At 50.8% G+C, this 20,330-nt stretch carries 19 protein-coding genes; 18 read left to right on the top strand and 1 reads right to left on the bottom strand.

The window, feature by feature from the left end; all coding sequences use genetic code 11:
* Positions 1 to 16: 16 nt before the first annotated feature.
* Positions 17 to 1,006 carry a polysaccharide deacetylase family protein gene (locus ABNT28_RS04635; protein ID WP_332925030.1) on the bottom strand — a complete coding sequence of 330 codons (990 nt, stop codon included), beginning with the start codon at positions 1,004 to 1,006 and terminating at the stop codon, positions 17 to 19.
* 194 nt (positions 1,007 to 1,200) lie between these two features.
* Here ABNT28_RS04635 and tsaB point away from each other — a divergent pair, with 194 nt between their 5' ends.
* From tsaB to ABNT28_RS04545, 18 genes are all read left to right on the top strand, one after another.
* Positions 1,201 to 1,986 carry a tRNA (adenosine(37)-N6)-threonylcarbamoyltransferase complex dimerization subunit type 1 TsaB gene (gene tsaB, locus ABNT28_RS04630; RefSeq protein ID WP_348721088.1) on the top strand — a complete coding sequence of 262 codons (786 nt, stop codon included), beginning with the start codon at positions 1,201 to 1,203 and terminating at the stop codon, positions 1,984 to 1,986.
* On the top strand, positions 1,986 to 2,447 hold the full coding sequence (locus tag ABNT28_RS04625; protein ID WP_332925028.1) for a GNAT family N-acetyltransferase: 462 nt from the start codon (positions 1,986 to 1,988) through the stop codon (positions 2,445 to 2,447). Before tsaB ends, ABNT28_RS04625 begins: the two co-directional genes overlap by 1 nt.
* Positions 2,448 to 2,591: 144 nt before the next feature.
* Entirely contained in the window at positions 2,592 to 3,947 is a 1,356-nt protein-coding gene (gene miaB, locus ABNT28_RS04620; protein ID WP_332925027.1) for a tRNA (N6-isopentenyl adenosine(37)-C2)-methylthiotransferase MiaB, read from the top strand.
* Positions 3,944 to 4,909, top strand: coding sequence for a PhoH family protein (locus ABNT28_RS04615; RefSeq protein WP_348721087.1), 966 nt, complete (start codon positions 3,944 to 3,946; stop codon positions 4,907 to 4,909). The genes miaB and ABNT28_RS04615 overlap by 4 nt, the downstream gene beginning before the upstream one ends.
* Entirely contained in the window at positions 4,909 to 5,571 is a 663-nt protein-coding gene (gene ybeY, locus ABNT28_RS04610) for an rRNA maturation RNase YbeY (protein ID WP_348721086.1), read from the top strand. The genes ABNT28_RS04615 and ybeY overlap by 1 nt, the downstream gene beginning before the upstream one ends.
* Positions 5,568 to 6,413 (top strand): hemolysin family protein, encoded by an 846-nt coding sequence (locus ABNT28_RS04605; RefSeq protein WP_332925024.1) that lies wholly within the window; start codon positions 5,568 to 5,570, stop codon positions 6,411 to 6,413. The genes ybeY and ABNT28_RS04605 overlap by 4 nt, the downstream gene beginning before the upstream one ends.
* 12 nt (positions 6,414 to 6,425) lie before the next feature.
* Positions 6,426 to 7,973 (top strand): apolipoprotein N-acyltransferase, encoded by a 1,548-nt coding sequence (gene lnt / locus ABNT28_RS04600; RefSeq protein ID WP_348721085.1) that lies wholly within the window; start codon positions 6,426 to 6,428, stop codon positions 7,971 to 7,973.
* 40 nt (positions 7,974 to 8,013) lie between these two features.
* Positions 8,014 to 9,192, top strand: coding sequence for a methionine adenosyltransferase (gene metK, locus ABNT28_RS04595; RefSeq protein ID WP_348721084.1), 1,179 nt, complete (start codon positions 8,014 to 8,016; stop codon positions 9,190 to 9,192).
* 99 nt (positions 9,193 to 9,291) lie between these two features.
* The gene (locus ABNT28_RS04590) at positions 9,292 to 10,029 is read left to right on the top strand and encodes a tRNA (guanine(46)-N(7))-methyltransferase TrmB (RefSeq protein WP_348721083.1); all 738 of its coding nucleotides are present in this window, start codon (positions 9,292 to 9,294) and stop codon (positions 10,027 to 10,029) included.
* A gap of 133 nt (positions 10,030 to 10,162) precedes the next feature.
* Positions 10,163 to 10,651 (top strand): ribosome maturation factor RimP, encoded by a 489-nt coding sequence (gene rimP, locus ABNT28_RS04585; RefSeq protein ID WP_332924890.1) that lies wholly within the window; start codon positions 10,163 to 10,165, stop codon positions 10,649 to 10,651.
* A gap of 133 nt (positions 10,652 to 10,784) precedes the next feature.
* Positions 10,785 to 12,356: a transcription termination factor NusA gene (gene nusA / locus ABNT28_RS04580; RefSeq protein WP_332924891.1), complete on the top strand. Its 1,572-nt coding sequence runs from the start codon at positions 10,785 to 10,787 to the stop codon at positions 12,354 to 12,356.
* A 20-nt stretch (positions 12,357 to 12,376) separates the two neighbouring features.
* A complete protein-coding gene (locus tag ABNT28_RS04575; RefSeq protein WP_332924892.1) occupies positions 12,377 to 12,961 on the top strand; it encodes a DUF448 domain-containing protein in 585 nt (194 codons plus the stop codon).
* A gap of 86 nt (positions 12,962 to 13,047) precedes the next feature.
* Positions 13,048 to 15,639: a translation initiation factor IF-2 gene (gene infB / locus ABNT28_RS04570; RefSeq protein WP_348721082.1), complete on the top strand. Its 2,592-nt coding sequence runs from the start codon at positions 13,048 to 13,050 to the stop codon at positions 15,637 to 15,639.
* A gap of 156 nt (positions 15,640 to 15,795) precedes the next feature.
* Positions 15,796 to 16,185, top strand: coding sequence for a 30S ribosome-binding factor RbfA (gene rbfA / locus ABNT28_RS04565; protein ID WP_332924966.1), 390 nt, complete (start codon positions 15,796 to 15,798; stop codon positions 16,183 to 16,185).
* Between the two features lies 1 nt (position 16,186).
* The gene (gene truB / locus ABNT28_RS04560; RefSeq protein WP_332924967.1) at positions 16,187 to 17,125 is read left to right on the top strand and encodes a tRNA pseudouridine(55) synthase TruB; all 939 of its coding nucleotides are present in this window, start codon (positions 16,187 to 16,189) and stop codon (positions 17,123 to 17,125) included.
* Between the two features lie 17 nt (positions 17,126 to 17,142).
* Positions 17,143 to 17,412 (top strand): 30S ribosomal protein S15, encoded by a 270-nt coding sequence (gene rpsO, locus ABNT28_RS04555; protein WP_013046447.1) that lies wholly within the window; start codon positions 17,143 to 17,145, stop codon positions 17,410 to 17,412.
* Positions 17,413 to 17,745: 333 nt separating this feature from the next.
* Complete coding sequence (gene pnp / locus ABNT28_RS04550; protein ID WP_348721081.1) at positions 17,746 to 19,875, top strand: polyribonucleotide nucleotidyltransferase; 2,130 nt, start codon at positions 17,746 to 17,748, stop codon at positions 19,873 to 19,875.
* Positions 19,876 to 20,032: 157 nt separating this feature from the next.
* On the top strand, positions 20,033 to 20,330 hold a 298-nt coding region (locus ABNT28_RS04545; protein ID WP_348721080.1), incomplete at its 3' end, for an NAD-dependent epimerase/dehydratase family protein.

Genomic DNA, 20,330 nt, shown 5'->3' with positions numbered 1-20,330 from the left:
TGTGGCCGGATGATGCTTATGGATTCAGGAATTGGCGGCCAAACCAACGCCAGCGTCCATCATAACCTGGCATGGTGCAGTTGATGCGGGCGCGCTTGCCATTCAAAGGACCTGGCAGGCGGATTTCAGCGCGCGGCCCCATAATCGTCACATCAAGCTTCCCGTAAATACTATTAAAGCACCGTAGTTGATTGGGTTTGTCCATATCAGGGGCAAGCGTAAAGCCATAAATGGGTGGATTTTGATCAAGAATCACATCTTCGGGGGTGATCTGGTCAACCTTGAGCGGCAAACCATTGATGGCCAGATCAAGCCGGCTTAGCGTGCCATATTGCTCGTTCATGGCAAAACGAGGCAATTCGTAAAAGCCATTATAGCCATGTGCAATGCCCGAATTCTGGCCAAAGGCGGCGGTAAAGCCCGCTTTTTTGACCGCGTCAATGACCGCCATGTTATATTCGCCATAGGGATAGGCAAATAAGGCCGGGCGTAACCCCAGTTCGGCGATAAAGCGCGCATTCGATTCGGCAATTTCGCTTTTGCTACGCTCGATACTGATTTGGTGCATATGTGGATGTGTGCGTGTCTGGCTTCCGATGGTCACGCCCGCAGATTGTAATTCGCGGATCTGATCCCAGGTCATATACCCATACCGGTTGGCATCAATAGGCTGGGTAGCCACGAAAAGCGTAAAAGGCATGTCTAATGCCTGTAGCCGTGGCCAGGCTTCCTGATATACCGACTGGTAAGCATCATCGATGGTGATGGCAACGGTGCGGTCGGGAAGCGGCTGTCCAGATTGCAAATATTCGACGATTCGCGGCAATGGCCAAACGGTGAAATCGCCATTTTGCAGACGCTCCAGATGTGCATCAAATTGTTCAAGCCGGATATTGGTTGTTGGGTATTTGTTTTCGCCAAAACGATGATACATAAGAATGCTGGCATGATCGGCGGCCATAGCAGCACCCGCACCCAAGCCATAGGCGCAAAGAAGCATGACCATCAGGTAAAATCTTAAAAAGCTACTTTGTAGTTTGACGCCCAACATATCCGTCTCAATTTAGATGTAATTTGCAGATGTCGCTTTTCATAGTACATTGGCGACATGAACGATAGTAAAGACTACTTTAGAATTAGTATATTGAAAATGAATCTGAATCAGATCGGGGCTTTTGCAGCCTTTGCGCAGGATCGTAAATGACAAAGCCTATATCCAAACCCTGTATCCTTGCGCTCGAATCAAGTGGTGCCCTGCTGAGCGTAGCGGTGTATCGTGACGGCAGTATTGCCAGCCTTATTTCGCATAATATCACGCATGGCCATGCCAAGGATATTGTGCCAACCGCGATGGCGGCATTAGCGCAAGCTGGATGTGGCTTTGAGATGGTAACGCATGTGGCGGCAGGCGCAGGACCGGGATCATTTACCGGCATTCGGGTGGCGTTGGCCTGTGCAAAGGGATTTTGTCTGGCCTGGGGGGCAAAGGGAATTGGCGTATCCGGCCTGCAAGCGCTGGCCAGACATGCGGCAGAGCACGACTATAATGACAACGCGCCCATGCTGATCACGGCTGATACACGGCGCGGGATGCTATATTGCCAGTTTTTTGATGCAGACGGTCAGGCGGCAGGTACGATTTTTGAAGCCGCGCCAGAGAAACTGCCAGCGTTGCGGCGTGGCATGGATGATAATGCCAAGCTGGACATGCCGCTTTATGTTGGTGGGTTTGAATATGAACAGCTTGCCGATATTTTTGCCAAAGACGATGTGCGCGTGATCCAGCCTGAGATGGCGTTGCCGCTTGATGCCGCGATGATCGCGGCTGATGCAGCTTATCAAATCATGACGGATATGACGCCGCCGCTTGCCCCGCTTTACCTTGCGGCGGCAAAATTAGGGCCTCCCAAGAAAGATGCAAAGAAAACACCAAACAAGACCGCTAAGAAAGCCAAGAGAAAGCCAGCGCCGGCGGCGCAAGGCTGATGCCGCTGATACATCTTGGCATCGAACATAAAGAGGCTATCGCCAGCCTCGAAGCCGCACTTTTTGAACGTCCCTTTACGCCGGCATCACTGGCCAGCCTATTTGCCGGGAAAGCATTTGCTGGCTTTGCGCTGATAGATGATAGTGATGAACCTCATAATGCGGATATGCTGTCCTATATATTGCTGCGTCAGGTATGTGACGAAGCTGAAATCCTTTCACTTGGTACAGCGCGCGCGCATCAAGGCAAAGGCCATGCCCGCCAGCTATTGACCGCAACATGCGAGATGTTGCTGCAAACTGGCATATGCCGTATTCATCTTGATGTGGCCGCGTTGAATGAGGCAGCGCTTGCACTTTATTCAGGGTGCGGGTTTGAGGAAAGTGGGCGCCGCGCAGGATATTATGGCACCGCGCCGCATCGCCAAGATGCGATCATCATGTCAAAGCCATTAAAATGATGGCGTTGTTCCGTTTGAAGTTCGCATTTTGCGGCATTAGTGACTATATCAAGCACTGATAAGACCTAACTTCGTCTTGACCAGCCTCGCGGCAAACAGGTAAAAGAAAAAGATTGCCGCGCTAAATCGAGTGATACCGCACCATTGACCAAGAAACTTTTTATTAAAACTTATGGCTGTCAGATGAATGTCTATGATTCTGATCGTATGACCGATGTGCTTGCGCCGTTAGGCTATGCGCCAACCGAAACGCCCGATGGCGCGGATATGGTGATATTAAACACCTGTCATATTCGTGAAAAAGCATCTGAAAAGGTGTTTTCGGAACTTGGCCGCCTGCGGATGATGAAAGAAAAAGCGCGCGAACAGCAAGGCCGTGTGGTGACGATTGCCGTGGCCGGATGTGTGGCACAGGCCGAAGGCGCCGAAATCACCCGACGGGCGCCATGGGTTGATATTGTCGTTGGCCCACAAACATATCATCGTTTGCCTGAGCTTATTGCCGAAATCGACCCAACAGTGCGCAAGCGTGCCATTGATACCGATTTTCCGCAGGAAGTGAAATTTGACCTGTTGCCCGAGGAACATGCCCCGCGTGGACCAGCAGCCTTTCTGAGTGTGCAGGAAGGATGTGACAAATTCTGTGCTTTTTGCGTGGTGCCCTATACGCGTGGTGCCGAATATTCACGGCCAGCTGTCGATGTACTGAGCGAGGCCAAACGCCTTGTTGCCAGCGGTACGCGCGAAATCACGCTTTTGGGACAGAATGTAAATGCCTATCACGGTGATGATGGACATGGGTCTGTATGGTCGCTTGGGCGTTTGATTCATGCGCTTGCCGAGATTGATGGGCTGGCGCGCATCCGCTATACGACGTCGCATCCGCTGGATATGGATGATGAATTGATCGCCGCGCATGGCAATGTGCCGCAATTAATGCCGTATCTGCATTTGCCGATCCAGTCAGGGTCAAACCGCGTGCTTGACGCGATGAACCGCCGCCATTCAAAAGATATATATTTCGGCGTGATTGACAAGTTGCGGCAAGTGCGCCCCGATATTGCCATGTCAGGTGATTTCATCGTCGGGTTTCCAGGCGAAAGCGATCAGGATTTTGCCGATACGCTGGCACTGATCGATCGGGTCGGTTATGCGTCTGCCTATTCATTCAAATATAGTCCGCGCCCAGGTACGCCCGCATCTTTATCCGACCTACAGGTGCCCGAAGCGGTAAAATCAGACCGCCTTGAAGCATTACAGCAATTATTGAACGCCCAGCAATTTGCCTTTAACAAAAAAACCGAAGGCATGAGGCTGGATATTCTTGTCGAACGTAGCGGCAAACGTGATGGCCAGATGGCAGGGCGAAGCCCATTTATGCAGGCTGTTAACTTTGCCGGTAGTGAAGAGCAGATTGGCCAGATTATTGCCTGTGATATTGTCGAAGGCCGACAAAATAGTGTAACCGCCGAAATTACTTCCATGAAGGGGGCAGCGTGAGCGAAAAAAATGCCAAGTCCACCATAAGGATGGACTTTGAAGATAACGCAACAGTGGCGTTATTGTTCGGCGAACATAATCAGAATCTTATGCAGATCGAAGAGGCGCTGGATGTAAAGCTGGATTCGTTTGGCAATAGCATCAAAATATCTGGTGCGTCAGCGGCATCCAAGGAAGCGCGCAAGGTCATCGAAACGCTGTATAAAACGATGCGCGATGCGGGAGCTGATGAAATCGATAAATCGATGGTTAGTGATGCCCTGCGCTGGGAAAACAATAATAAGGCCTCTGCAACGCCACCAGCGATTGAGTCGATTGATACCTGGAAAAAGAAAATTGTCGCCAAAACATCTGGCCAGAACCAGTATCTTGGACTGTTGCGCCAAGATGAAGTGGTGTTCGGGCTAGGACCTGCCGGTACGGGTAAAACCTATATGGCGGTAGCGCGCGCGGTCGAAGCGCTGAAAAAGCGCGAAGTCGAACGTATCGTATTATCGCGGCCAGCGGTTGAAGCTGGCGAGCGGCTTGGTTTTCTGCCAGGTGATATGAAGGACAAGGTTGATCCCTATCTGCGCCCGCTTTATGACGCGTTATATGACATGATGCCTGCCGATAAGGTCGATCGCATGTTGACCAGCGGCGAAATCGAAATTGCCCCTTTGGCCTTTATGCGGGGGCGGACGCTGAGCGCATCCTATGTGATTATCGATGAAGCGCAGAACACAACACCAGTGCAGATGAAAATGGTACTGACCCGGCTTGGGCAGGATTCACGCATGGTTATTACGGGTGATTTAAGTCAGGTTGATCTGCCTGCTGGTCATCCGTCAGGTTTGGCAGAAGCGGTATCGATTTTGACGGATATTAAAGGTGTTGGCATAATCCACTTATCAGGTAAAGATGTGGTAAGGCACCCTGTTGTCGCGCGCATTCTGCAAGCCTATGAAAACGGACAGACGTAATGATTGACCCAAATCCGGAGCCTGACAGTTTAACGCAAATAGATGCGGATGATGATGCCATATCTGGTTATGATGGCATGCAATGGATCACGCCGGATAAGCATCACATTGACATTTTGAGTGACCAAAATGGCTGGCCAGCCGAAGCAAGCGATCATATGAAAGCATGTTTCTGCCAGATGCTTGACGCGGCTTTGGCGGCGCATGATATGACGCGCTGTACGGTTAGCTTGTTATTATGTAGCGACGATAAGATCAGACAGTTAAATCACGATCATCGCGGCAAGAACAAAGCCACCAATGTGCTGTCCTTTCCAAGCCAAGATGACGATAATATGGCGTTTTATATAGCGGTGGATGCGGACGATCAAAATAGGGAAGAAATAGGTGATATTGCGATTGCCTATGAAACCTGTGTGCGTGAAGCAGAGGAAAGCGGCATTAGTACGCATGACCATGTCACGCATCTGTTCGGGCATGGTGTGCTGCATCTTTTAGGATATGACCATGAGACTGATGCTGATGCCAATGAAATGGAAATGCTGGAAAGCAGCCTGCTAGCCGCGATCGGTATTGCCAACCCCTATGGTGACATAGAGGATGAGGAAACCAGAGATGATAACGCTACGAACAAGATGCCGATGACGAGGTTTTCATCATGATTGATGTGCTGTTAAACAAGGTTAAAGCTTGGTTCGCGCGTCCCGAATCACGGCGGCAGAAAATGACTGAATTGCTTGAAGATTCGGCAACAGACCGCGAGCTTTTTGACCGACATGAAGGTACGTTATTGCATAATCTGCTTGGGCTTCGTGATAAAATTGCTGCGGATGTGATGATCCCGCGGGCGGATATTGTTTCGGTCAGTATGCGCAATGAATTTTCCGCGATCAGCAAGCAGATTTCGCAAGTCAGACATAGCCGTATTCCGGTCTATCGCGAAACGCTGGATGATGTTGCTGGCTTTATTCATGTGAAAGATATTTTTGCCAGTTTGCAGGCTGGTGACATGCCGCCTATCAAGTCGCTTTTGCGCCCCGCTTTGTTTGTTGCGCCAACAATCCGGCTTTTGGATCTGTTGCATGAAATGCGCTTGAAGCGGCGTCATCTGGCACTTGTCGTTGACGAATTTGGCGGTGTTGACGGGTTGATTACGATTGAAGATTTGATCGAAGAAATCGTTGGTGACATCGAAGATGAGTATGATGAAACAGTGGCGTTGCGGTTTGATATTAATGGTGATGGCACAGCGATCGCCGATGCCCGTCTTGAAATTGAAACGCTGGAAACGGTGACAGGCACGCTACTTGATGATGATGATCGTGATGAGATTGATACGCTTGGAGGGCTGGTTTGCGCTGAGGCTGGACGAGTGCCAACGCGCGGTGAAATAGTCCGGCATTCAAATGGGTTACAATTCGAGGTGCTGGAAGGCGACCCACGGCGAATCACGCTGGTCAAAATCAGGGGTCTTATCCGCATACCGCAACATGAGCAAAACTAGGCGGTATGGGTGATGCGTTTCTGGAAACAGCCATTCTGGAAACAGCCATTTTGGGACATACCAAAGGTGATGAGGCGTTACCCGCATATCGGTTCGTTCATTGCAGGCTGTGTTGCCAGTCTTTGTCTGCCGCCATTAGGGCTTATATTCACGATTTTTGCTTTATCCTTTCCCGCGCTTAAAGCGGTTCAGGCGCCTAACGCATTTCGGGCCGCCAGCATATGGATGGCGGCAGGTCTTGGATGGTTTGTGTTCTCGACCTATTGGATTTCACATTCGCTTTTTGTTGCTGATCCGCGCCTGTGGATAGCTATGCCGTTTGTTGTTTTCGGTCTTGCTGCTGTGCTGGCTTCATTCTGGGCTGTAGCTGGGTGGGCAGCATGGCGTTGTGGCCATACAGCACAAGGGCGTCTGATCTGGCTGGTGGCTATGCTGGGTGTGGCCGAATTTGCCCGTGGTTTTGTCGCAACAGGATTTCCATGGAATGCGCCAGGCTATCTGTTCAGCTTTGACCTTGGGGCATTACAGGCGGCCAGCTGGTTTGGGATCTATGGCCTTAATATCATCGCGTTGCTGTTTGCTTTTTCACTAGCGCTATGGCGGGTTGCAGCGCGGCAAATAGCATTGGTTCTGCTGATTGTGCCTTTGTTGCTGTCGCTTCTGGGGATCGTGCGGATTGATTATCTGCAAGATGTGGTGACGCCTGACAGCAGTCCATCCGTGCGCATCGTCCAGCCATCAGTCATGCAACAGGAAAAATGGCAGAGATCAAGGCGGTCAGCGCATTTGCAACGGCTTGTTGATTTATCCACTCAGAAGGTTCCTGTGCCGCGGCTGGTGATCTGGCCGGAAACGGCTTTTGCTGGTTTTGCCAGCCAAGAACCGAATTTGTTGCGCCAGACTGTAGCATCAGCCACGCCGTTTGACGGCTATCTGCTGACTGGTATTCCACGTCTTGATGACCAAGACAGATTATTTAATGCGGCGGTTTTGCATAGCCATGATGGCGCGCTGAAAGCGGTTTATGACAAACGTCATCTTGTACCGTTTGGCGAATATGTTCCGTTTCGTAGTCTGCTTCCCTTTATTGATGTGATTGCCGGACCCCGGGATTTTAGCGCGGGGACGACAAACAAGCTGTTTGATGTGCCGGGTTTTGGCAAAGCGCAGATATTGATCTGCTATGAAGTGATTTTTTCAGGCACCGTCATTGATCGCAATAACAAGCCAGATTTCATCGTCAATCTGACAAATGATGGATGGTTTGGCCATACGGCAGGTCCATGGCAACATCTGGCGCAAAGCCAGATGCGTGCAGTCGAGGAAGGCATGACCATGTTCCGCGCTGCGAATGCCGGGATCAGCGGTGCGTTTGATCCGCTTGGTCGGCCGCTTGGCCAGATCGGGCTTGGCATTGCGGATAGTATTGATGTGAAGGCTGTTGCTCCGCTGGCGTCAACGCTGTTTGCCAAAATGGGGCATCTGCTGTTTTTCTGTCTGTTGTTCCTGAATGCAGGGTTTGCGCATTGGCTTGATAGGCGGCTTGACCGCCGCCGCTAGTTAAGGCAAAAAACCATGTCAAAAAATAAACGAGGATTCCATGCCATATCTTTTCACATCTGAGTCTGTGTCCGAAGGACATCCTGACAAATTGTGCGATCGTGTATCCGATACGGTGCTTGATCTGTTTCTGACAGCTGATCCAGAAGCGCGCGTTGCGTGTGAAACTTTGGCAACGACCAATCGTGTTATTCTGGGTGGTGAGGTGCGGGCACCAGAAGATAAAATCGTGGGTATCATGAAGCAAATCGAACCTGCTGTTCGTGCGGCGGTCAAAGATATTGGCTATGAGCAGGATAAATTCCATCATGCGCATTTTGAATTTCAGAATTATTTGCATGAACAGTCAGCTGACATTGCCATGGGTGTTGATGAAGGCGCTGACAAGGATGAAGGCGCAGGTGATCAGGGGCTTATGTTTGGTTATGCCTGTGATGAAACCGACGTGTTAATGCCCGCCCCGATTCATTATTCACATCAGATTCTAAAACGTCTTGCCGCGATGCGCAAAAGTGATGCTGATTCCATTTTACGGCCTGATTCAAAAAGCCAGATCACATTGGTGTATGATGATAATGGCAAGCCCACAGGCGCGCATAAGATTGTCTTGTCCACCCAACATGCCGAAGGCGCATCGTCAGATGATATACGTAAATTGGTGACACCTGTAATTGCCGATATTCTGCCAGATGGCTGGATGGTGGCCACCGATGATCTGCTGGTGAATCCGACAGGCAATTTTGTTATCGGGGGACCAGATGGTGATGCCGGTCTGACAGGCCGCAAGATTATTGTTGATACATATGGTGGTGCCGCGCCGCATGGTGGCGGTGCTTTTTCAGGAAAAGATCCGACAAAAGTTGATCGCTCAGCCGCCTATGCCGCACGCTATCTGGCCAAGAATGTTGTGGCAGCTGGTCTGGCAACAAAATGTACCATCCAGCTTGCCTATGCGATTGGCGTTGCTGATCCAGTATCGGTTTATGCGAATACGCATGGCACCGGACAGGGCAGTGATGCCGACTTGCAACAAGCACTTAGCCAGTGCATGAAGCTGACCCCGCGGGGCATTCGTGAGCATCTTGGACTGAATAAGCCAATCTATGCATCAAGTGCAGCCTATGGCCATTTTGGCCGCGTTGCTGGTGAAGCTGGGGCGGGATCATTCAGCTGGGAAGCTACTGATCTGGGTGCAACCCTGAAAACGGCTTTGGGCTAGATCCGCCAGGCTTGAATTAAGTTTCGTTTGGATTATATCTGGTGACATATAAATTGTGGCTGGTGAATTGTGGCTGGCGACATGGGGAATGGTTTGGTAATGGCTGCTGACACGAAAAATTCAGATTCAGCAAAACCAGATTCAAAATATGAGGATTTTTCCGCGCCACGCTTTTATGGGCGGCGCAAAGGGCGCCCCCTGCGGCAAACAATGCAAGGGTTGCTGGCGGATAAATTGCCCAAAGTACGTTTTGATCTGGCACAATCTGCAGCGCACCAATTCACCACGTCATATAATGATATTTTTCTGGAAATCGGATTTGGTGGGGGTGAGCATATCGCTGGACTCGCCAAGCAACGCCCAGATGCCGGTTTCATTGGTGCCGAGCCATTCATAAATGGTGTCGCCAGTTTGCTTCGGCATATGCAGGATGATGATATCGGGAATATCCGTATCTGGGATGATGATGTGCGGCTGATTTTTGCCTCATTGGCGGATGCCTCATTGGCCGGTGCCTATGTGATGTTTCCCGATCCCTGGCCGAAAAAGCGTCATGCGGGACGGCGGATTCTGCAAACAGATGTGATGGATTCACTAGCACGGCTGATCCGGCCAGGTGGAAGCCTAGTGATGGCCAGCGATGACCCGACGGCAAAAAGCTGGCTACTTCAGGCCGCCATGCGGCATCCAGCCTTTGACTGGACTGCGCGCTGTGCGGATGACTGGCAGACGCGCCCATCACATTTGCCCACGACGCGCTATATGAAAAAGGCCGAAAATGAAGCCCGCCGCCCGTCCTGGTTTATCTTTACCCGTAATGAGCCAAAGCGGATTTGACGGAATCGCTTGTCATTCGGCGCTTTACCCTATATATGTAGTTCAAAATTAGCTGTCGCATAGATGGTGAGCCGCAGGCTCACTTTTTTATTGGCTGATATGTGGATGGATTGGGCGCAATAGCGAGACCAGCTTGGTAGAGACAAAAGTAAGCAAGATTATCGAAGCGGCGGTTGAAGACCTTGGTTTTCAGCTGGTACGCGTTTTGTTTATGGGCGGTAATTCGGGGCGCAATCAGCTACAGATTATGGCCGAGCCTGTTGAAGATCGTGAGATGACAGTCGAGGATTGCAGAAAGCTGAGTCGGCATATTGCCGCCTTGCTGGATGTGGAAGATCCGATTTCCAGTGCCTATGTTTTGGAGGTGAGCTCACCGGGGATTGACCGGCCGCTGACGAAAATCGAAGATTACGAGAGATTTGCAGGAGAATTGGCCAAAATAAATCTGCGGATGATGCGCGACGGCCGCCGCCGGTTCAATGGCCGCCTGAATGGGTTTGACGACGATGGCAAGATTGTTCTGGAAACATCCTTTGGGCGGTTTGTATTTGCCTTTGACGAGATAGATTCGGCGCGTATTGATCCAGCAGAAATTCTGGCGACGCCACATAAAGATAAGTAGATGGATAAGACAGATAATTGACTAAAGATAAGGGGGTGATGATGACGATGCCATCAAGACCCCAAAGACAGGTAACAACACCTCAAGTGCTTGAAATAGGCAAGCGTTTGAAAACAGATAAGTCGAGACGATAATGGATACATCATCAATTCCGGGTATGGAACTCATTCAGGTCGCCGATGTGGTGGCTCGTGAAAAATCGATTGAGCGTGAAGAAGTCATGCTGGCGATGGAAGAAGCGATTCAAAAAGCAGGCCGTGCAAAATACGGTCTGGAACGTGATATTCGGGCCATGATTGACCGCAAATCGGGTGCTATTCGGCTGGAACGCTGGATGGAAGTTGTCGAAGAAGTTGAAGATGACGAAACCCAGATAAGCGTTGCTGAAGGTGCAAAATTGAATCCTGCGCTGGGCGTTGGTGAGTTTACCAAGCAATCACTGCCCCCGATTGAGTTTGGTCGCATCGCCGCGCAGACTGCCAAGCAGGTGATTTCGCAAAAAGTGCGTGATGCCGAGCGCGCGCGTCAGTTTGAAGAATATAAAGACCGGGTTGGCGAGATTGTTGTTGGCACCATCAAACGTGCTGAAAGCTATTCGATTACAGTTGATCTTGGTCGCGCCGAAGCGGTGATACGTCGCGAAGAAATGATCCCGCGTGAAAATCTGCGCCAAGGTGATCGCGTTCGTGCCTATATCATTGATGTGCGCGAAGAACAGCGTGGTCCGCAAATCTTTTTGTCGCGTGCCTGTAATGAATTTATGGCCAAGTTGTTTACCCAAGAAGTGCCAGAAATTTATGATGGTATCATCGAAATCAAAGGTGTGGCGCGTGAAGCAGGTAGCCGTGCCAAAATTTCAGTGCTTTCAAATGATCCAGGCATTGATCCGGTTGGTGCCTGTGTGGGTATGCGTGGTAGCCGTGTTCAGGCGGTTGTTGGCGAATTACAAGGCGAGAAAGTGGAAATCATTCCCTATAATGAAGACCCTGCGGCTTTTGTCGTGAATGCGCTTGCGCCTGCTGAAGTTGCCAAGGTGGTGATGGATGAAGTGGCTGGCCGGATGGAAGTTGTTGTGCCTGACGATCAGCTTAGCCTTGCGATTGGTCGTCGTGGACAGAATGTCCGCCTCGCCTCGCAATTATCAGGCTGGTATATTGATATTCTGACTGAGGCTGAAGAATCCGAGCGTCGTCAGGAAGAATTCCGTACCCGGTCAACAGGCTTTATCGAAGCTTTGAACATTGATGATGTGATCGCGCATTTGCTGGTTGCCGAAGGCTTTGTGTTGCCGGAAGAAATCGCCGAAAGCACGATTGACGAATTGGCAAATATTCAGGGTTTTGACGAAGATATTGCAACCGAACTGCAAAATCGTGCGGTTGATTATGTCGCGCGCGAAACAACAAGGATCAATGAAGCTCTTGATAATCTGAAAGTGGCTGATGATCTGCGTGCTTTTGAATATATTAGTCTGGCCATGTTGCTGTCGCTTGCCGAAAACAACATTCTGACGCTTGATGACCTTGCTGATCTTGATAATGAGGAGTTGGTCAGCCTGCTTGGTGAACATGGCCTGAGCGATGACGCCGAAGCGGGTGATATTATCATGGCCGCACGCGCACATTGGTTTGATGATGAAGATGATCAAACCGCTGATACAGAGGCAGAGGCAGGTGATACATCTGCTGATGCGTCTGACAGCTAGATCATGTTGGGATCGGCCTCATGGTTACGCGCACCTGCATCGCAACGGGACAAACGCTTCCTACCAACAGCCTGATTCGCTTTGTTGCGAGTCCGGACGGGGTAGCGGTTGCTGATCTTGCTGAAAAATTGCCAGGTCGCGGTGCATGGGTGATGGCTGATGCGACCAGCATTTCAAAAGCTGATAGTAAAGGCCATTTCAAACGCGCTTTGGGCGTAGGTCTGGCCAATGACCCAGAAGATATAGGCCACATAGTATCTATGTTACGTAGCCGCGTTTTATCATTGGTGGCAATGGCGCGCCGGTCAGGCGTGGCGTTTGCAGGCGCAGGCAAATTGCTGGTAGATGGTTCATTTGATGCGCTTTTGGCAGCACAGGATGCGTCGGAGCGTGAATGTAGAAAGCTTGAAAACAAGCTAGGCGTCAGCTGGGTTAGCCAGTCTTTGACAGCCGAGGAGCTTGGTCATATTTTCGGAAGAGACAGTATTGCCTATGTAGGGCTTCGGGGTGCAGCAGCGCGTGGCGGTGCGGCATTGATTGGTAATTTGCATGACGAGATCATGCGTTTAGACGGGTTTTATGGTGCAACGGGTTGTCAGAACTAGCCTGACAGGTGTATCACCTAGCCATGTTTGCGAATTGTGGCTTGCCTAATTTGGTAAAGACATCGATTCGGTTGAAAGGGTCAGAAATGAGTGACGAGAGCGGCAAAACAAAGAAACTGAGTTTGTCCAGCGGCAAGTTAACACTGGGTAGCTTGGATGCGGGCAAAATGCGGGCTGGTCCATCAGTGACCGGACGCAAAACGGTTCAGGTCGAAGTGCGCCGCAAACGCGCGCCTGCGGCACCGTCGCGTACAGGTCAGCCTGTTGCCGAGGTCGCTGCTCCGCCTGAAGCACCTACGGTAAGTGAAACCCCTGTTGCCGCCCCCGCCACACCGCTAGCGGCAGATGACAAATTAACCGCGCAAGAACGCGCGGCGCGCGTCCGTGCTTTGCAGGAAGGTTTGAAAAAACCAACCCCGGCAATAGGTGAAGATGATGCCGCACCTGTTTCATCCGACGATATGGCGCCAGAAGCAACAACTGCAGAGGCCGAGATTGCCCCTGCGCCCGAACCAGACGTACCGCTTGATCCGGTTGAAGCACGACGCGCAGCTGAACTGGCCGAGCTTCGTGAAATTGAGGCCGGCGAAGAAGAGCGCCGCGCGTTAGAAGCCAAAAAACATGCCGATACGCAAGCGCGCCGTCAGGATGTGCCAGAGCGTGCTCCTGCTACGCCTACGCCACAAATGCCAGATCCAATCGGTGAAGCCCAGCAACGCCGCCGCAAGGCTGCTGATGAAATGGCGCCGCGGCGTCCGGGCGCATCGCGCCGCGATACTAATAATCGTCGCCAATCGGGAAAGATGACCATCAATCAGGCGCTTTCAGGTGATGAAAGCCGTCGTCAACGGTCTTTGGCATCGGTCAAGCGGCAACGTGAAAAAGCGCGTATGCGTGAAGAACAGCCACAGGTCAAACAGGTCAGGGATGTAATCATTCCAGATACGATTAGCGTTAGCGAGCTAGCCAATCGTATGGCCGAACGTACGGCTGATGTTGTCAAGGAGCTGATGAAGCTGGGCATTATGGCGACCGCCACACAGGCAATCGATGGTGAAACTGCCGAATTGGTTGTGGGTGAATTTGGCCATAAGGTTCAGCGTGTATCGGAGTCGGATATTGAAATTGGTCTGACAGGTGATGATGATGATGATGAAAATCTACAGCCGCGCCCGCCAGTGGTTACGGTTATGGGGCATGTCGATCATGGTAAAACCAGCCTGCTTGATGCGATCCGTCGTACCGATGTAGCGGCAGGTGAATCAGGCGGTATTACGCAGCATATTGGTGCCTATCAGATCACCACAGCCAATGAGAATGTTATCACCTTTATCGATACGCCTGGCCACGAAGCGTTTACCGAAATGCGGTCTAGAGGTGCGAATATTACCGATATTGTTGTGCTGGTCGTCGCGGCTGATGATTCGGTTATGGCGCAGACAGTCGAAGCGATTAACCATGCCAAGGCGGCCGGTTGTCCGGTTATCGTTGCGGTCAATAAATGTGACAAGCCCGAAGCCGATCCGCAGCGCGTGCGTAATGACCTGCTGCAACAGGAAATCGTGACGGAAGATTTTGGTGGTGATGTGCTTTGTGTTGATGTTTCGGCACATACTGGGCTTGGCCTTGATAAGCTGGAAGAAGCGATTATGCTTCAATCCGAATTGCTGGAATTACGCGCCAATCCGGATCGCAATGCCGATGGTGTTGTGATCGAATCGAAGGTCGAGCGTGGCCGTGGTTCGGTTGCTACCTTGTTGGTTCAGCGTGGCACCTTACGACAGGGCGATATTTTTGTTATTGGTGCCGAAAGCGGCCGGGTTCGTGCCTTGCTTGATGACCGTGGACAGAAGCTTGCGCAAGCAGGTCCTGGTCAGCCTGTTGAAATTCTGGGTCTGAACGGTACGCCAATGGCTGGCGATAGCTGTGTGGTTGTCGAAACCGAAGCGCGCGCGCGTGAAATTGCCGAATATCGGACGCGGCGTAACAAGGATCATGACGCTGCGCGTGGTGCCCGTGGTTCGGTTGAACAAATGTTGTCGGCGATTGCTGCTGGTGAAGCCGAAGAATTGCCTGTGGTTATCAAGACCGATGTGCATGGATCGCTAGAGGCGATTCGCGTTGCGCTTGAAAAACTGGGTACCGAACAGGTCAAGGTACGTATGTTGTCATCGGGTGTTGGTGCACTGAGCGAATCGGATATCAGCCTTGCAACGGCGTCGAATGCAATCGTGATCGGCTTTAATGTGCGGGCGATTCCGCAAGCGCGCGATCTGGCCAAACGTGATGGTGTTGAAATCCGATACCATTCGATCATTTATGAACTGATCGATGAAGTGAAAGCGGCGATGGGCGGTTTGTTAAGTCCAGACACGCAAGAGGACTTTATCGGCTATGCCGAAATCCGGCAGGTGTTTGGCGTGTCGAAAGTTGGCAAGGTTGCTGGTTGTATGGTGACCGAAGGTGTTATCAAGCGTGGCTGTAAAGTGCGTTTGCTACGCGATAATGTCGTGATCCATGAGGGTGCATTGAAAACATTGAAACGCTTTAAGGACGAGGTCAAAGAAGTCCGTGAAGGCTTTGAATGTGGTATGGGCTTTGAAAATTATTCGGACATTCAGGAAAAAGATATGATCGAATGTTTCGAAATCCGTGAGATTGCCCGTACTCTCGATTAGTCAATAAATGTATCATTGCCTGTAGGGCGCGTATGTCCAGCCAGCGTAATCAGGTAGCATTATCAGCTTCAGGGTCGTGCGGCCGACAGGCTGATGGCCGTTAGGCCGATAATGGTAGCCAAACCGATAGATGGTGCTGTGTGAAAGGAAGTTGTCATGTCATCAAAGCCACGCAACAACCATAGTGCTAAGGGGCCAAGCCAGCGCCAGTTAAGGGTTGGTGAAACCTTGCGGCATGCCTTGTCGGATATTCTGTTTCGGGAAGATTTTTTCGACCCTGATCTGGAAAATGTATCAATCACCATTTCGGAAATTTCGATTAGCCCTGATTTGGGTAATGCGCGTGTCTATACGATGCCGCTTGGCGGGGTGAATGTCGAAGTCGTTTTGCCAGCATTGAACCGGCTGGCGCCCAAAATCCAGAGCATGGTCGCCCAGCGTGTGCAGTTACGCCGTGCGCCGCGGCTGAAATTTTTGCTTGATGAAAGTTTTGAAAATGCAGCGCGGATGAATATTCTGTTCAACGCGCTTCATCAGGACAAATAAAATGTCGCGCAAACAAGGCCAGCCCGTGCATGGCTGGGTGAATCTAGACAAACCTGTGGGGGTTAGCTCGGCCAAAGCCGTGGCGATTGTGCGGCGCGTGTTCAATGCGGCAAAAGCCGGACATGGCGGTACGCTTGATCCGTTGGCAAGCGGGGTGTTGCCTATCGCGCTTGGTGAAGCAACAAAGACGGTGGCTTTTGCGATGGGTAGCCACAAATCCTATGAATTCACGCTGGCATGGGGTGTTGAAACAAGTACGGATGATGGCGAAGGCAGCGTCACCAAGAGATCCGCAATACGCCCCAGCGAAGCAGAGGTAAATGCCATATTACCGCAATTTACCGGCCATATCGAACAGGTGCCGCCAGCCTATTCGGCGATCAAGGTCGATGGGCAACGCGCCTATAAATTGGCACGCAAGGCAGATGCCGATGATGATGCCCCAGCGGTGCAGTTAGCAGCGCGCCCGATCTATATCGAAACATGCACGCTTTTATCGCATAACGAAACCGAAGCCCGGTTTTATGTGGCCTGTGGCAAGGGCGCCTATATCCGGTCTATGGCGCGTGATATTGGCCGTGCGCTAGGCAGTGCGGCGCATGTGACAAGCCTGCGGCGCATGTCAGTTGGCAGCTTTCACGCGGATCAGGCGATTTCACTAGATTTTCTGGAAAATCTAGAGCATAGTGCGCCCGCTTTCGAGCATTTACATCCTGTTGTGAGTGCGCTGGACGACATCCCGGCGTTACCCATCTCGGGGGATGAGGCATCCTTGCTTCGTCACGGCCAAACCCTTGGTGCCTTAAGCCCGTCCGCACAAATGCGGTTTGCTGGTCTGGCAGAAGGGCAAACTGGTATTGCCATATGTGGTGATGTGCCAATTGCATTGGTGGCGATCAAAGCAGGGGCTGTATGCCCTGTCCGTGTTTTAAACCTATAAAACCATAGGAGGTTTTGATGTCGATTACGAATGAACGCAAAGCTGAACTGATTACTGAATTCGGCAAAAATGATAAAGATTCTGGATCATCTGCGGTACAGGTAGCAATCCTGTCCGAGCGCATCCGCAACCTGACCGAACATCTTAAGACACATAAAAAGGACTTTGGTTCACGCCGCGGTCTGCTGTCTATGGTTGGTCAGCGCCGGAGCCTGCTTGATTATATCAAAGCGGGTGATATGGCTGCCTATAAGGCGCTTATTGAAAAGCTAGGCCTGCGCCGTTAAAGCCAAGCTCTATATTATGTCTATACGCTGATCCAATAGGATGCGTCATAGCCTGAATGACATGAAATCGCTGTCCAGTCTGGATGGCGGTTTTGTCTTTGTAATTCTATTTGCTTTTTGACGTATGACATGTCAAAAGATGCCTACGAAAAAGAAAAAACAAAATCAGGCACAAGACTGACCGTGGGTGCCTTTTACCAATTTGGTAAAGCCGTCACATTGGGTGTATGGCAACAATATTTATCCCACATTTTACTTTTTCTGGCTGGCACTGGTTTTTGCAGAACCAGCCTTGGTGTCTGATTTAAGAACGTACGAGAGAGATAAATCTAAATGTTTAAAATATTCCGCAAAGAATTGGATTGGGGCGGCACGCCACTGGTATTGGAATCCGGAAAAGTTGCCCGTCAAGCTGATGGAGCCGTTATGGTTACCCTTGGCGAAACAACAGTTTTGTGTACGGCCGTTGCCGCACAGCAAGCAAAGCCAGGTCAGGATTTCTTTCCTCTGACTGTGAATTATCAAGAAAAAGCGTTTGCCGCCGGTAAAATCCCTGGTGGCTTTTTCAAACGCGAAGGCCGTCCATCAGAAAATGAAACACTTGTTTGTCGTCTGATTGACCGCCCTATTCGTCCTTTATTTCCAAAATCATTCAAATGCGAAACACAGGTTATCTGTACGGTGCTGGCGCATGATATGGAAAACAACCCAGACATCGCCGCGATGATTGGTGCTTCGGCTGCTCTGACATTGTCAGGTGTGCCGTTCTTTGGCCCGATTGCCGGTGCCCGTATTGGCTGGATCAATGACGAATATGTATTGAACCCGACTGTTGAGCAGATGGAAGATAGCGATCTTGATCTGGTCATGGCAGGTACGCTTGAAGGCGTGCTGATGGTTGAGTCCGAAGCGCAGGAGCTGTCTGAAGAGATTATGCTTGGTGCGGTGAATTTTGGTCATGACGCAATCAAGCCCGTGATCGAAGCGATCATTGATATTGCTGAATCATGCGCCAAGGAGCCACGCGATCTTCCTGAAGAGCCAGCTGAGACAGTGACGATCAGTGATATTCTGAAAGGTTTTGAAGGTGCTTTTGAAGCGGCTTATAAAATTGCAGATAAAGCTGAACGTCAGGCGGCTGTCGGTGCTGTTCGCAGTGAAGCCAAAGAAAAAATTGGCGATGAGTATGATGCCGTTCTGGTTGGTGGCCTGATTAAAGGGCTGGAAGCAGATGTTGTCCGTGGTGCGATTTTGAAAACTGGCGTGCGTATTGATGGCCGTGATACGAAAACTGTGCGGGCGATTGTGTCTGAAGCTGGTTTTCTGCCACGTGCGCATGGATCGGCTTTGTTCACCCGCGGTGAAACGCAGGCGATGGTTGTTGCCACGCTTGGTACCGGACAGGATGAGCAGATTATTGATTCGCTGGTTGGTGAAGGTCGCTCGAATTTCATGCTTCATTATAATTTCCCGCCTTATTCGGTTGGTGAAGCAGGTCGCGTTGGCTCGCCAGGCCGCCGCGAAATCGGGCATGGCAAGCTGGCATGGCGGGCAATTCGTCCGTTGATGCCAACAAAGGAAGAGTTTCCTTATACCGTGCGTCTGGTGTCTGAGATTACCGAGTCAAATGGTTCGTCATCAATGGCGACTGTCTGTGGTGGTTCGCTGGCATTGATGGATTCAGGTGTGCCATTGGCACGTCCGGTTGCAGGTATTGCGATGGGCCTGATTAAAGAAGGTGACGATTTTGCGGTGCTGTCCGATATTCTGGGTGACGAAGATCATCTTGGTGATATGGACTTTAAGGTTGCTGGTTCGGATGCTGGTATCACATCTTTACAGATGGATATTAAAATCACGTCAATCACGCCTGAGATCATGCAGATCGCGCTTGATCAGGCACGTGATGGCCGTATCCACATCCTTGGTGAAATGTCAAAAGCCCTGACCGCGGCACGTGAAGTGCTGGCTGACAGCGCGCCAAAAATCACCACCTTGAATATTCCGGTTGATAAAATCCGCGATATTATCGGCCCTGGTGGCAAGATCATTCGGGAAATCTGTGAAACAACAGGTGCCAAAATCGATATTGAAGATGATGGTACCGTCAAGGTAGCAGCCGTGACAGGTGCTTCGGGTGAAGCCGCTGTGGCGCGTATCCGTGATATTGTTGCCGAGCCTGAGCTGGGTGTGATTTACGATGGCAAGGTTGTGAAAACAGTCGATTTTGGTGCTTTTGTGAATTTCCTTGGCGCCAAGGACGGTCTTGTTCATATTTCCGAACTGCAAAATGGCCGCACCGAAAAGACCATCGATATCTGTAAAGAAGGCGATATTGTTAAGGTCAAGGTTATCGGCTTTGATGATCGTGGTAAGGTTAAGCTGTCGATGAAGCGTGTCGATCAGGAAACCGGTGCTGATCTGGAAGCTGCCGAGGCCGACGCCGAGGCTGACGCCGAATAAAGCGAACAGACGATAAATATAAAAGGCGGGGCGCGATCCCCGCCTTTTTCTATGGCTAATTACATGATGTGATATAATGTGACGGATAATGTGGATAACAGCTATTCAGGGCTTGAACCCGTACTGTCTGATTTCAAAGCTATAGGACAAGCGCATCATGACGACAAAACGCAAAATTCTGGTAACGGGCGGGGCAGGCTATATCGGAAGCCATATGGTGTTGGCCTTGCTGGATGCCGGACATGAACCAGTCATTCTGGATAATTTTTCCACCGGACATGATATTTTAGTGCCTGAAGGGGTAACTGTGGTGCGCGGTGATGTTGGCGATAGGCACGTGACCGACGCCTTGTTCGCCGCCCATGATTTTGATGCTATTGCGCATTTTGCCGCCTCGATAATCGTGCCTGAGTCGGTTGCTGACCCGCTGAAATATTATATCAATAACACGCTGA

It is taken from the genome of uncultured Candidatus Puniceispirillum sp. (assembly GCF_963979125.1).
GTDB lineage: Bacteria > Pseudomonadota > Alphaproteobacteria > Puniceispirillales > Puniceispirillaceae > Puniceispirillum.
This window is presented reverse-complemented; position numbering and strand designations above follow the sequence as displayed.